This is a genomic window from Proteus sp. TSJ240517, from assembly GCF_047921575.1.
In the GTDB taxonomy this organism is placed as follows: domain Bacteria; phylum Pseudomonadota; class Gammaproteobacteria; order Enterobacterales; family Enterobacteriaceae; genus Proteus.
Map to the genome: position 1 here is coordinate 104205 of NZ_JBLRMH010000010.1, position 14061 is coordinate 118265.

Below are 14061 nucleotides of genomic sequence, written 5' to 3' on the forward strand. Positions count from 1 at the left end.
TACGTAAAAATAAATGGATAAAATGAGTGCTGACAATATGTTAGCACTCGGTTTTGTTTATTATTGATTAAATATGTAAATACTTACTTATAAGTTATTATTTTTATTTAATCTTTTGGGTAAAGACGAACTTTAATATCTGTCGGTGGAGCATAATAAGGCGCAGACGTTACCATTAAATGGATACCTGTTTGTGCGTATTTTTCAATTGTATTCAGGTTAATTCCGCCAGCTAACGAAAGATGGCATTGAGGCGCAACTTGAGGCGCTTCATATTGAAGCCGAGCAATATCTTCAACGGAGAATTTATCAAGCTGTAAAATATCTGGTTGGGCTTTTAACGCTTCTCTTGCTTGTTCAATATCATCAGCTTCTACCACGATACATTTTTCAGGTGCCGCTTGGCGTAACTGTTTAACATGCTGTGCCCAATTATCTGGCTCTGATAAAAATCGACGATGATTAGCAAAGAGTAAAATTGTTTCAGAACAACCTTGGCGATGAATAACACCACCGCCTGCAAGTATCGCTTGAGTTGCTAATAGTTTGGTATTCGGGATATTTTTACGTGTACACGCAATTTGCCCTTTAGGTTGATAGCGATGATAGATTTCTAGCATTCTTGCCATATAGTCACTAACACCACAACTCCACTCCAGCACATTTTGCACTACTTTCCAGCCTTGATGCAGCGCATCGGCTCGACCTTCCGCGGTGATTAAGCAATCACCTTTATCGGCAAAATCACCATCTTGTCGATGCGCTTTTACCTCTAACCCTAACTTTTCCAATAAACGGCAACCTAGCGTGATCCCACTAACACAACCCGCTTCACGGCGTGTAAATGTCATCGTACCTAATTGATCACTGATATTCAGGGCGCGACTTGTTAAATCACCATACTGAATATCTTCCATCAATAAATTATCAAGAAAGGCATCAGGGTAATAAATCATAGTGTTAACTCACTTTCTGGCACGACATCCCAAGAAACCATCGCCCAATCACGCGTAGGCGAAATCAGTGAAACGCCATTTTTAATGCTGTCATGATAGTAGTTCGTTAAATGTGTTATTTCATCTTCACTTAAAGGCCCTACGGAGAAGTTGATCCCCTCAATAAATTGCTCAAGGCTATTGAAATTGCTTTGACAATTGCGGCTACGGATATAATCCACTTTAGGGTGAATGCCCATTTGGTTAAGCATATTTACAGCATAAATGTAGGTTGGTAGCGTAGGAACATCTCGACCCAGTAAGCGAATAATGCGTTGATCAACAAAAGTTGGGGATACGGTGTGTGTCGTATAAACACGTAATTTAGCTTGGCGATTAAGCTTTAATAGCGCGGCTTTTAAATCCATCACGAGCGTTGAGCGTGAAGCGACCGCAATATCACAACGAGGAAGTGCATCCCAGCTATCTTCCCATGAGCAAGTGATAAAGTCGGCGTGATTGATGCCTGCTTGTTCTGCTCTACGTTTAGCCACTGTGAGCATGCCTGTACTGTAATCAATACCAATGACTTTTTTGAATTTATCCGCAACATGAATGCTGATAGAGCCAGGGCCACAACCCACATCTAGTAAGGTTTCAGCACCCGTAAAATCCATCATTTCACGAAACTTGATTAAATAAGGATCGTTAGGATTGGCACAGGTTTCTGCCATTTTTTCAGCACGTTTATCCCAATGTTCTGGCTCTTTTTTGGTTCTTTCAGCCTGTACCATGTGGTTTTTATAAAGTTCAGCAAAATCCGTGGTTTCAATGGTGTTCATATTCTTGCCTATATTCATTGTTATTACCCGAGTAGGCGTGAAAATGCGCCTGAATATCTGTGGGTTTTACACCATAAAGGTGCGCTAAATTGTTGGGTGTTAGCAAAATTTCAGGACTATTTTGCAAAACAGGAGTATGAGGTGTCAGTAAAATGACTTCATCAGCCAATGAAGCGGCATGTTGTGGATGGTGTGTTGACATAAAAACACTGATCCCTAACGTTTTTAGTGCCTTAACTTGGGTAAGCAGCTTTATTTGATTACCAAAATCAAGGCTGGCCGCGGGTTCATCCATAATCAGTAATTTGGGCTGTTGTACTAAAGCACGAGCAATCAAGACCATCTGCTTTTCACCACCACTTAAGGTATCAAAAGTTCGGTGAGCAAGATGAGAAAGCGAGAGCATTTCTAAGGTTTCCATTGCCATTGTTTTATCTTGAGAACTTGGCATTGAGAAAAAGGATAAATGTGCGCCTCGTCCCATCACAACCATATCGATAACATTGAAAGAAAAGGGGATATGCGTTGCTTGAGGAACATAAGCCACCACTTTGGCAAGTTCTGTTGGTGACCACTCACTTAGTTTTTTCCCCGCAACATTAATCTCACCTTCAATACAAGGTATTAGCCCTAACAACGTTCGCATCAGTGTGGTTTTTCCACAACCATTTGCGCCTAATAAGCAGATGATTTGCCCTTGTTCGATGTGGAATGAGAGATCTTTAATTAAGGTTTTGCCTTTATAGCCAATGGCGAGCTTTTTTGCATTAGCAATGATCATGCGTCTTTCCTTGTTCTAAGTAACAACATTAGGAAGAATGGCGCACCAATGGCGGAGGTTAAAATACCCAATGGAAGTTCGATATTGGCAATAGTGCGAGCTAATGTGTCAGTGATTAACAGCATAATGGCGCCCACAAGCAAAGAAACAGGCAGTTGTTGGCTAAAGTTAGCGCCCACTAACAATCTTGCAATATGAGGCACTATTAAGCCTAGCCAGCCAATAATGCCCGCAATAGAAACGGCACTTGCGGTTATCAATGTTGCTGACAAAATAAAAACTAGCCGCGTCACTTCGACATTTAAACCTAATGCTCTAGCTTCTTCATCAGATAAACTGAGGATATTCATACGCCAGCGCAGTAAAATCAGTGGAATAAAGCCAATCAACATTAAAGGGGCGACAGAAATTAAATCAGAAGCCGTAATGGTCGAAAGCCCCCCTAAAAGCCAAAAGGTAATTGAGGGCAATTGCGTATAAGGATCAGCGAGAATTTTCATTAATGAAATTGCTGAGCCACATAATGCACTAATCGCAATACCAACCAAGACAAGCGAAAGAACAGGATCGTGTTGTTTAGCAAGCCTTGCAATAAAATAGACTAAGGCAACTGTTGCCAAACCGCCTGCAAAGGCAAATAGCTGAATAGACAACATCGATTGCCCAAGGAAAATACCTAAAACCGCACCCACGCCCGCACCTGATGAAACGCCAAGAATATCAGGAGAAACCAAGGGGTTACGGAACATACCTTGATAAGCTGCTCCTGCAATAGCGAGTCCTCCACCAATTAAGATTGCCGCAAGAACACGGGGAAATCTTATTTGCCAAAAGACGGTTTCAGTTCTGCTGTATTCCACATTGCCTATTAATTTATTACTTACCAGTGTCCACAGTTCATTAGCGGTAAGTGAATACTTACCACTAGTGATTGCAATTAAAGCAACGATGGAAAATACCGCAAATAAAAGCGTGATACGTACTGATTGACTCATGAATACCCCAGCAATTGCTGACATTGTTCAGCACTTAATTGCGTGTGGTAAAAATGAGCAAAGTAATTTTGTAGATCTTGAGTGGTTTGTTTTTCTATTCGAACGTCAAAATGACTTTGTAAGCGACGCATCCCCATTAAACGGTTGATACCCGGAGGACCATCTAACCAACCAAATGGTAATCCTTTAAACAGTAACACTTTGTTGTTTTTAACGGCTTGAATGCTATTCCATACAGAACTTTGAGTGATTTGCTGATAGGCATTTTCATCTTGTGTGATGATAATTTCAGGGTTCCACATTAACAGTTGTTCAGGGGAAACATCAGTCAAACCAGTAAAATCAGGAACATCAACCACGTTTTCAAAACCTAAGGCTTCAATGGCTTCTGTGTGAATAGAGCCTCTTGCACCCGTTTGCAATCCTTTAGCACCCCGAGCAAGGTAAAAACGTGGACTCTCTTTTTGTTCAGATACAAAAAGCGCAGCATCACTAAGATATTGCTCTGCAATCTGCGCTAATGTTTCTGCTCTTTCAGCAACACCTAATAAAGCCCCTGTTTGACGTAACTGAGCTGGGCTATCTTTTAATGTGCCATCAATTAACACATAAGGTACACCCGTTTGATCAGAGACACGCTTCGCCAATGAACGGTAGGTTTCATCCACATTACCACTATCAATAATGATATCGGGTTCTAACGTCAGTAAAGCTTCTAAAGAGAGTGTACTTCCTCGCCCTGATAAACGTCCTAAACGGGGTAATTTGCGTAGTTCATCTGAAAATAAAGGACTTTTTTCTAAATTAAGTGAGGAAAAACCCAATAATTTTTCAGGCGCTAATGCGAGTAACAATTGATCAGTAGGAGGCCCCGCACTAATCACACGATGGATTGTGGTTGATGCAGGAATATGACCAAATTGTGCTGCAATACGCGAGGTTATTGCGGCTCTTACCGAATGTGGAAGTGCCGATAATGTCGCAATAGTTGCGAGGTAAGTTAGAAATTGTCGTCTGTGGATCGCCATAGGTTCACGCTGTTTATTGTTTTATATTGATATCGTTATTTCATTTATTATACAGCGAAGAATACTATCTTTCCTTTGGCTTAAGTCAAGGGATCATCAGTCAAAATCAAATCTAGGCACACATCTGAAAAACTTTATTCGAAATAGTGTATAACCTAGGGCTATAATCAGCATTCTTGGAAAATTAAAGCGCGTATTAATACGAGTGTTTTTGGATAGTTGCGATATAAAATGAAGAAAAAACGCCCCTCATTACAGGATGTAGCTTCGCGAGTTGGTGTTACCAAAATGACCGTGAGTCGTTTTTTGCGTAACCCCGAACAAGTCTCTGAAGCTTTACGAGAAAAAATTGCGCGTGAATTAGAGAGCCTTAATTATATTCCTAATCGCGCTCCTGATATTTTATCTAATTCGACCAGTCATGCGATTGGGGTATTACTACCTTCTTTAACTAACCAAGTTTTTGCCGAAGTTATTCGTGGCATTGAATCAGTGACCGATAAATACGGTTATCAAACTATGTTAGCGCACTATGGATATCGTGCTGAAAAAGAAGAAGAGCGCCTGCTTTCATTACTCTCTTATAATATCGATGGGCTTATTCTTGCTGAAAGAACGCACACACCAAAAACAATGAAAATGTTAGAAACCGCGGGTATTCCTGTGGTAGAGATCATGGATAGCGTTTCGCCTTGTTTTGATTCGGCGGTAGGATTAGATAACGTTGAAGCCTCACAACAGATGGTCAATGAGATGATCAAACGTGGATGCAAACGTGTTATCTACCTTGGCGCAAGACAGGATGAACGAACCTTAATGCGTTTAAACGGTTATGAAAAAGCAATGCAAAATGCGGGTTTACCTGTTGGTAATGTGATGACGCCAAAAAGCTCATCTTATTCATTAGGGGCTGAATTATTACATGCTGCACGTAAGCAATATCCTGATTTAGACGGACTTTATTGCACCAATGACGATATTGCGATTGGTGCTGTTTTTGAGTGTCAACGTTTAGGTATTTCCGTGCCAGAGGATATTGCAATATCGGGTTTCCACGGACATGATGTTGGACAAGTGATGACGCCTCGTCTGGCGAGTATCTTTACCCCTCGTGATGAAATGGGGCAACAAGCAGCTGATTTATTGCTTAAACGAATGAAAGGTAAAATTGCGCGAGGCCAAGTGATTGATGTTGGTTTCCGCATTATTACTGGTGAAAGTATTTAAATATTTAACTTATTGATATTGAAATGAATTAATAATTTTACTAACCCTATTGTTATATGATTAACAGTAGGGTTTTTTATTGAGATACCTTCTCTCTTTCAACGTTATTACTCCCCTATTTTGCGGCGAATAAAAGGAAGCTGATCAGATGTTTTGTTGTCAGTTTGTAGATCATCTTACTTTCATTTGAGAGTCGCTTCACATTTTCGCTCCTTAGTTGATCTTCGTTGTTGTATTCACCTTACCACTTCGGATATGTTACCCGTAACAGTTACGGGTAACATTACAAAAAAGACTTAATATCTGCCTTAAAGGAGCATTCTATGAACGATACCCAATCCCTACACCATGTTTTTATCTTAATGGGGGTATCAGGCAGCGGTAAATCTGCGGTCGCAAGTGGTGTGGCACAACGTACAGGTGCGGCATTTTTAGACGGTGATTTCCTGCACCCTCGCTCAAATATTACTAAAATGGCATCAGGGCACGCTTTAAATGATGAAGATCGTAAGCCTTGGTTACAAGCATTAAATGATGCAGCATTTGCGATGCAAAGAACCAATGAAGTTTCGTTAATTGTTTGTTCTGCATTGAAAAAACAGTATCGCGATATGTTAAGAGAGGGCAATCAATGTCTACACTTTTTATATTTAAAAGGTGACTATGAGCTAATTGAAAGCCGCTTAAAAGCACGTAAAGGGCACTTCTTTAAACCTCAAATGTTAGTGACTCAATTTGAAACCCTAGAAGAGCCAACAAAAGCTGAAAATGATGTATATGAAATTGATATTTCAGTGCCACTTGATGACGTGATTGAAAGTGCAATTAAGACAATAAATTCAGTCACTCAAAAGACTTTTGAAGGGGAAACGGTATGAGTACATTAACACTGGTGCTAACCGCAGTTGGCTCGGTTTTATTATTGCTCTTTTTTGTGATGTACGCGCGTTTACACGCTTTTATAGCGTTAATGATTGTCGCTATTGGTGCCGGTATTTTCTCTGGTATGCCTTTAGAGAAGATCACACAAACCATGCAAAACGGGATGGGGGGGACGTTAGGTTTCCTCTCAATCGTCGTCGCGCTAGGGGCAATGTTTGGTAAGGTGCTACATGAAACAGGGGCATTAGACCAAATTGCAGTGCGATTATTAAAATACTTTGGTGAGAAACGGGCTAACTACGCATTAGGTATTGCAGGTTTAATCTGTGCTTTACCTCTGTTTTTTGATGTTGCCGTTGTCTTGTTAATTGGTGTTGTATTTGCTGTTGCTCGTCGTACTGGTGGCAATGTGGTGAAAATGGCCATCCCTCTCTTTGCGGGTGTCGCAGGTGCAGCCGCCTTCTTATTGCCAGGGCCAACACCAATGCTGTTAGCTGACCAAATGAATGCTGATTTTGGTTGGATGATTTTAATTGGTTTATGTGCAGCTATTCCTGGGATGTTATTAGCAGGTCCTATTTTCGGTAACTTTATTAGCCGTTACGTCACATTAGAATTACCAAAAGATTTGTCAGAACCGAGTTTAGGTCAAAACAAAATGCCTTCTTTTGGTTTTAGTCTTGCACTTGTGTTATTACCGCTAGTTTTAGTGGGCTTTAAAACCATTGGTGCTCGTTTCGTTGAGAAAGAGACTGAGCTATACAATATTCTTGAGTTTGTAGGTCATCCTTTTATCGCTATTCTTGTTGCTTGTTTAGTGGCTATTTACGGCTTAGCTATTCGCCGTGGTATGAGCAAAGAAAAAGTGATGGAGATTTGCTCCGCAGCAATTCAACCTGCTGGGATCATTTTATTGGTCACTGGTGCGGGTGGTGTCTTTAAACAAGTGTTAGTTGATTCTGGCGTTGGTCCTGCATTAGGTAATGCGTTAATTGGCGCGGGTATGCCAATTGCAATTGCGTGCTTTATTCTTGCAGGTGCTGTGCGTGTGATCCAAGGTTCTGCGACCGTTGCATGTTTAACCGCTGTTGGCTTAGTTTTACCGGTTATCAATGAGCTGGGCTACAGTGGCGCTCAAATGGCGGCATTATCAATCTGTATTGCGGGTGGCTCTATTATTCTTAGCCACGTTAATGATTCGGGTTTCTGGTTATTCGGTAAATTTACTGGAGCAACAGAAGCGCAAACATTAAAAACATGGTCATTGATGGAAACTATTCTCGGCACAACAGGTGCTGTCGTAGGTATGATTTTCTTCGCTTTTTTATAAAATTGAATCTTTATTTTCTTGTAATTAGCGCGTCTTTTGACGCGCTTTTTTTCATTGCTATAAATGACTATGAAATGTGACAGAAAATATCCCGTTTCTCATTAATCTATAGGTTTATTTATTAAGTGGGCAAACTAGGGCTGTTATTTTATGGTTGACTATAATTCGCTTTTTATTAAACACACGGATTGTAATATCCACACCATCACGCTAATTCGAGATTCGATTTTAGCATCAAGTAATAAATTACAAGATAAGCTCAATTTACTTGATGAAATGGAACATCTCTTTAGCAAGATGTTGGATAATTCGCAGTCATTGACTCAATTTCTAAATGAAGTGGATACGCATTTTACACATAGCCGAGAAGAGATAGAAGATTTCTCAAGTTGGTTGAAAAAAATTAAAGATAGCGCCAGCAATATTGATAGGCTTTCCAGTCAGGCGAATATTTTATCCATTAACTCAGCAATTGAGGCTGGACATATTGGGCGTGAAAGGGCGGGATTTGCAGTCTTAGCTCAAGAGATGAAAAAGTTGTCATTAGAGATCCAAAAACAAGCTTCTTCTATTGCCAGCATTAATAATAATTTAGGTGCTCGCTTTATTTCCGTTAAAGAAACCACAGAAAAAAACCAACAGCAAGTTCAACAAGTTAAAACACTGGTTGAAGAAGGGCATCAAAATTTAACGTCATTGTCAGAACAAGCCAATGAGCTTAAACATATTTTTACCTTTCTTTCGATGCAGCAATTTTTTAATACGGTCAAACTCGACCATGTTTTATGGAAAGAGGCAATTTATATTCACTTATTAAATAATGATGATGAACACTGTGTTAATCAGCATACAGAGTGCCGTTTAGGGAAATGGTATTATCAAGGTGATGGTAAAAAATTTGCAAAAACTGACGCCTTTCGTCGCTTAGAAGAACCCCATAAATTAGTGCATGAATGTGGTCGTTTAGCATTAAAGGCCAATATAGAAGATAATCAAGAAGCGGTTGCACACTATATAGAGAAAATGGAACAAGCCAGCGTTGATGTTATTAAATATGTCGATGTTTTATTAAATTCAGATAATTACTAACCTGATGAATAAAATGAGAAAAATAAAAAGGAGCGAAAGCTCCTTTTTATTTGTTAAACAGAGTGGGTCAGCCTTTGTTTATTAAGGTATTCAATTGGCTATAAAGTGTATTGGCACTGCTTTCATAACCTTCACGAGAAAGATGAACACCATCAGGTCTTGCCAAATCATACAGCGCCCATGCTTTTATCGAACATTCGCCACCCATATAATCACGCCAATCCCAAAAGAGCGTCTTCTCTTGTTGAGCCACTTCTTTTTGAATTCTGATAATATCGCTTAGCCATTGAGGCTGTTGTGAGCGACAATCAAGTGCTTCTTTATTTTTGATTGAGTCAGAAGGCCCAATTAATAAAATGGCGCTATTAGGAGCTTGCTGGCGAATTTGGCGAATTTTATCCGTAAGCTGTTGGCGATAGGTGTTCAAATCGAAAGTGTCATTAAACGCTTCATTTGTGCCATACGCTAAAATCACCATATCAGGGTTTAATTGACCAAGTGTTTCAGTCCATTGTGTTCCCCATTTATCCATCATATTGATAGTGGCACCATTAATGCCTAATGAGGATAACATTACGCCAGGCTGTTGATTAGTGATCAACCAACCGCCTAATTTAACTGGTTGATTTTTGCTGACGGTAATACTAACAGGGAATGTCATGGCTGTTGGGTTTGAAAACTGCCATTTACCTTGCGTTTGCGATAATGAAAGCACTTTATTTGTTGACGATTGTACATTCATTTGTGCTGTTGTTGGGGCTTTATAGAGCGCTTGCAATTGATAACGTTGCTGAGTGACTGGGTTTTCAGATAACTGTAATTTTGCCCATTTCGCTTGAGGCTCACTAATAAAGCCACCTAATGGAAAATCAGGATCGCTATCTTTTCTGCTCGAAAGCAGTGTCCACGCTTTTTTATCACTCTGATATTGTACGTTTGCAATACGTTGACCCGCGATATTAGTCGGGGGAATAAAACCAATACCGCCATTGCCATAGTCTGCTTGAAAACGCTCACGCAACTTACCACTGAAAAAGTCAGCCGCAGTATGGGAATCACCTAACTGAACGATATGCACCGTTTGGCGGCCTTGTTGTAATTTCTTAACAAAGCCCGCAAAGTGAGGATCGTGATAGTTGTAAAGTTGTCTTGAACCATCAGCAGGTAATACTGTGGGTGTCGGCAACTTCACCGTTTTTTCAGTGTCTTGGTTACAAGCGACTAAGAGTGAAACCAAGGCCAGTATGATTGAACTACTGACTAAGGTTTTACGCTTAAGGATGTGCGTTAGTTGTTTCATTTACAATGACCGTGTTTTTATCTTTTACATCATCAACTGCATTATCTTCTTTCGTTTCTTCTTGAAGATGAATACGTGAGAATACGTGTTGAGCAATAATTTGCTGACCTTTTAAGCTAAAATGAATGCCATCACCGGCTCTTAACTTAACACGACTACTACCATCACCCATATAATCAGAATAAATATCTTTCTCATATTTAAACATATCATTGACGGAAAGGTAAATTTCGCCCATTTTCTCTGCTTCTTCACGGTAAAGTTTATCAAGATATGCCATCCCTTCGGACAACTTCTGCTTGCGCATATTGGGTGGTCCAACCCAAATAACCGTGACATTATTCTGTCTGGCATTTTCTATAATGCTTGCAATTCGCGCTCGGTAGGCTGATTCCCATGCTTCGCTTGCAAATTTTAGGTAGCGTCCTCCACCATCTGGAGGCATATCCCAAGGATCGTTAGGGCCTAAAAAGACCACTAATAATTTAATGGAGTCGTCACTGGCTAATCGCGTTGCAATCGTTTGAGGCCAATTGAAAAAGCGAGGATAAGCCAGCCCTGTACTTTGCTTACTTAAATCAATACTACTGATGTTGTAGTCCGTTTGAAGTTGGCGTTTAAGTAAAGGAGCAACACCCTGCATCATTGAGTCGCCTGCAAATAAGACTTTATCTTTAGGTGATAAAATAATTTCTGTTTTTTGTACGATAGGTTTTAAGGCTTCTAAGGCCGCATCAGACACATCCGTGACCGAATGGTAAGGTAATCCTCCCATTGCTTGCTTACGTTGCAGTAATTGCGGGAAGCGTTGCGTCAATTGAGATGCAGGTCGTGTATAACCATTAAAGAAATGCAATCCCACCGCAAAGCCTTCTGGAAGTTGCTCCGATGTTGAGATTTGTTCTATTGGCTTTGCCTGATTATCAGGATGATTAACCTGTAGATAATCTCCATAGCTTTCTACCGCAACAAATACGCCATCACGCAGTTGTCCTCCCACTTGCCAAGCATAATAGTGAGAAAGCCCAGACCAAGGCGCAGGACGATGATATTGCTGTTGCCAAAAGCGCTCTAGTGATGTTTGGTTTAGCCAAATCAGCAAGAGGGTACTAAATAGCACCATTAAAGCGACTTTTGCTGTCTTTTTTAAGTTTGAGCAGAAATCAAAAGCTGGCATAAATAAATCCTGGCACCCCATCTGGAGACAACATAAAAATAATCGTGAGGATCAACGCAAGTGGTAGAGGATAAACATACCACGGCACTCTTTTCTCAAGACGAGCCACAATATCCCTTAAGGTGACAAAGCAAGGGTAAAGTAAGAAAAGTCCCCAGAACATAAAGAGCGTTAAGCCTTCAGCTTGTAATGAAGCCCAAGCACCTGCACTAAAGAGTTGTTGTATCAGAACAAGAGCATCTCCGATTGTTTGGCTGCGGAAAAAGATCCAAGCAAAACAAACAAAGTGGAACGTGATAATCCATGACAACAACATATTTAACGAAGATAGCGCAGTGGGTGGCGCATTTTTCCTCACAGGAAACAGGCGGTGTTTAATATTTAATAACACCACGCCAATTCCATGAATTGCGCCCCAAATAATAAAGGTCATTGCTGCGCCATGCCACAATCCTGAAATGACCATTGCTGCAAAGGCATTAAAGTTCTGTCTGATAACGCCTTTACGATTGCCCCCTAAAGGAATATAGACGTAATCGCGAATAAAGGTAGATAGACTGATATGCCAACGACGCCAGAAATCAGCGAGGTTGATCGCTAAATACGGCGCATTAAAGTTACGAGGCACGACAAAGCCGAGTAATAAGGCAATACCTGTCACTAGATTGGTATAACCCGAGAAGTTGAAATAGATATGCCATGCGTAGGCATAGATAGCCGTTAAGACTTGCCCACTTTGCGCTAAATCGGGTGCATTAAAAACAGGATCAACATAGTTTGTTGAGAACCAACCACTTAACCAAAAGAGTTTTGCGATAGCTAAAACAATCAGCATGATCGCCCCTTTATAATCAATGATTTTTCGTGTTGGTGCCTGAATTTGAGGGAGAAATTCTTTGGCGCGATTAATTGGCCCGGCCACAATGCTTGGGAAAAAGCATAAATAAAGAACGACATCTAAAAAAGGCGCTTTGGGGATCTCTTTTCGACAAACGGAAACCACATAACTGACCGAGTGAAAAATATAGAAAGAGAGTCCTAATGGTGCCAGTAATTCAATAAGAGGAAGCTCAATACTGAGTCCCCATTGCTGGAATGCCTGTGTCAGTGATTCTTGGAAAAACGAGTAGTATTTAAAGGCAGTAAAATAAACAGCAACCAATAATCCCAATAGCCAATAGATGACTTTAGAAGAAGTGTACTTAGTTAATATATTTGCCAGTAAATAAATAAAGAGTGTATAGCTTAATAAGATAATCGCAGGACGATAATCCGCATAAAAGAGAAAAGCGTAACTGACTGTAATCAGTAGAATATTTTGGATCTTAATCTGCTTTTGAAAGAGCCAGTATAGAATAAAAAAGCTAACAAAGGCTCCGAGAAACTCGAATGAAAAAAAATTCATAAATGGCTCTAAGGGTGTGATTTAAAAGTCATACCAAACGTATTACCACATATATTATGAATTCTAAGCCGGCTTTCAATCAAAAGATTGTCTTGTGATAAATAAAAGCCACTTTTCTCTAGAAAGAAAAGTGGCTTTTTACACTATGAAAGCCTGCTAAGGCCTAACTTTCTTGTTTCGACTGCAACTGAACTTGGGTGATCAGTTTTTTATTTGAGTCGAACATTTCGGTCAGATAATCGTTATAACTTGAGCCCATTTCTGAGTAACCTTTCAAGTCAGTGATTAACTGGCGAGAGTCGAGTTGCTGTTGCGTCATTCTTTGCTGTGCTCTTGAGGAGCGCAATGAATTGTAGGCGCGGTGCGTATTGAGATTACGCATATAAGCAATCACAGAGCCTTCAATATCAGGGTAGGCTGCATAGCCTTTGGTTTTCCCTGGTACATTATTGCAAGACTGACTCCCACATCGCATACCGAATAAGTTATTGTTTTGCTGTGCCAACTTCGATGTGCCCCAACCTGATTCTGTAGCGGCTTGCGTTGCGACAAAGTGTGTCGGAATAATGTCAACGCGAGTCAATAACGAATCCCAATTTACTTTTTTGGGGCTGGTACATGTAACGCCATAGTATTGACAGATCTCACGCAGTTTTTTTAACTCTGCGCTGCCCCAGTGCTGGGCTTTACGTTGAGCGAGTAACCACTCACGATCTCTCAAAATCTTATTATTAACATTGTCAATAATAGGAACTATGACATTTAAAAACGCTTTCTTACGCTGCGTTCCCGATGGGTATTTTTTCAAATCTGGCAACGGTGTTGACGTGCTTTTGAAAGAATACGCCTGCAGCATTTGGGAACTGCCGGTACTGGTTGAAGCAAAGCTTACACCAGTAAAGAGTAGTGAAATCAAGAAAGCGAAGACGGCACTTGTCCTCATCAATTGAGAGGGCATTGCTTCTCCTCGTTTAACTGGATAAAAATCGAACGAATACTAACAAATTACTTTTTTCATAGCTACAAAATATCGCCTCACATTAGGATAACTACGAGTGGTTTGTTAAATA

General features: G+C 40.3%; 13 protein-coding genes. 4 read left to right on the forward strand and 9 right to left on the reverse strand.

Annotated elements, in window-relative coordinates; all coding sequences use genetic code 11:
• Positions 1-107: 107 nt before the first annotated feature.
• The 5 genes from modD to ACNARN_RS16165 are packed head-to-tail and all read right to left on the reverse strand — an operon-like array spanning position 108 to position 4581.
• A complete protein-coding gene (modD, locus tag ACNARN_RS16145; protein ID WP_198620568.1) occupies positions 108-956 on the reverse strand; it encodes a ModD protein in 849 nt (282 codons plus the stop codon).
• Positions 953-1777, reverse strand: coding sequence for a class I SAM-dependent methyltransferase (locus tag ACNARN_RS16150; RefSeq protein ID WP_198626469.1), 825 nt, complete (start codon positions 1775-1777; stop codon positions 953-955). The genes modD and ACNARN_RS16150 overlap by 4 nt, the downstream gene beginning before the upstream one ends.
• The gene (locus tag ACNARN_RS16155) at positions 1764-2558 is read right to left on the reverse strand and encodes an ABC transporter ATP-binding protein (protein ID WP_416304691.1); all 795 of its coding nucleotides are present in this window, start codon (positions 2556-2558) and stop codon (positions 1764-1766) included. Before ACNARN_RS16155 ends, ACNARN_RS16150 begins: the two co-directional genes overlap by 14 nt.
• On the reverse strand, positions 2555-3553 hold the full coding sequence (locus ACNARN_RS16160) for a FecCD family ABC transporter permease (protein ID WP_198620566.1): 999 nt from the start codon (positions 3551-3553) through the stop codon (positions 2555-2557). The genes ACNARN_RS16155 and ACNARN_RS16160 overlap by 4 nt, the downstream gene beginning before the upstream one ends.
• Positions 3550-4581, reverse strand: coding sequence for an iron ABC transporter substrate-binding protein (locus ACNARN_RS16165; RefSeq protein ID WP_198632571.1), 1032 nt, complete (start codon positions 4579-4581; stop codon positions 3550-3552). Before ACNARN_RS16165 ends, ACNARN_RS16160 begins: the two co-directional genes overlap by 4 nt.
• Positions 4582-4812: 231 nt before the next feature.
• Here ACNARN_RS16165 and gntR point away from each other — a divergent pair, with 231 nt between their 5' ends.
• The 4 genes from gntR to ACNARN_RS16185 all read left to right on the forward strand — a co-directional run bounded on the left by gntR (position 4813) and on the right by ACNARN_RS16185 (position 9109).
• On the forward strand, positions 4813-5808 hold the full coding sequence (gene gntR, locus ACNARN_RS16170) for a gluconate operon transcriptional repressor GntR (protein WP_198620564.1): 996 nt from the start codon (positions 4813-4815) through the stop codon (positions 5806-5808).
• Positions 5809-6131: 323 nt separating this feature from the next.
• A complete protein-coding gene (gene gntK / locus ACNARN_RS16175) occupies positions 6132-6686 on the forward strand; it encodes a gluconokinase (protein WP_198626466.1) in 555 nt (184 codons plus the stop codon).
• Positions 6683-8020 carry a gluconate transporter gene (gntU, locus tag ACNARN_RS16180; protein WP_198620562.1) on the forward strand — a complete coding sequence of 446 codons (1338 nt, stop codon included), beginning with the start codon at positions 6683-6685 and terminating at the stop codon, positions 8018-8020. Before gntK ends, gntU begins: the two co-directional genes overlap by 4 nt.
• A gap of 150 nt (positions 8021-8170) precedes the next feature.
• Positions 8171-9109, forward strand: coding sequence for a methyl-accepting chemotaxis protein (locus ACNARN_RS16185; RefSeq protein WP_416304692.1), 939 nt, complete (start codon positions 8171-8173; stop codon positions 9107-9109).
• Positions 9110-9176: 67 nt separating this feature from the next.
• Here the strand turns inward: ACNARN_RS16185 and ACNARN_RS16190 are convergent, their stop codons facing one another.
• From ACNARN_RS16190 to ACNARN_RS16205, 4 genes are all read right to left on the reverse strand, one after another.
• Positions 9177-10409 carry an SGNH/GDSL hydrolase family protein gene (locus tag ACNARN_RS16190; RefSeq protein WP_416304693.1) on the reverse strand — a complete coding sequence of 411 codons (1233 nt, stop codon included), beginning with the start codon at positions 10407-10409 and terminating at the stop codon, positions 9177-9179.
• Positions 10384-11586, reverse strand: coding sequence for a DUF459 domain-containing protein (locus tag ACNARN_RS16195; protein WP_198620559.1), 1203 nt, complete (start codon positions 11584-11586; stop codon positions 10384-10386). Before ACNARN_RS16195 ends, ACNARN_RS16190 begins: the two co-directional genes overlap by 26 nt.
• The gene (locus tag ACNARN_RS16200; RefSeq protein WP_368888167.1) at positions 11573-12991 is read right to left on the reverse strand and encodes an MBOAT family protein; all 1419 of its coding nucleotides are present in this window, start codon (positions 12989-12991) and stop codon (positions 11573-11575) included. The genes ACNARN_RS16195 and ACNARN_RS16200 overlap by 14 nt, the downstream gene beginning before the upstream one ends.
• Positions 12992-13154: 163 nt before the next feature.
• Positions 13155-13949 (reverse strand): protein bax, encoded by a 795-nt coding sequence (locus ACNARN_RS16205; protein ID WP_160230737.1) that lies wholly within the window; start codon positions 13947-13949, stop codon positions 13155-13157.
• Between the last annotated feature and the right edge of the window lie 112 nt (positions 13950-14061).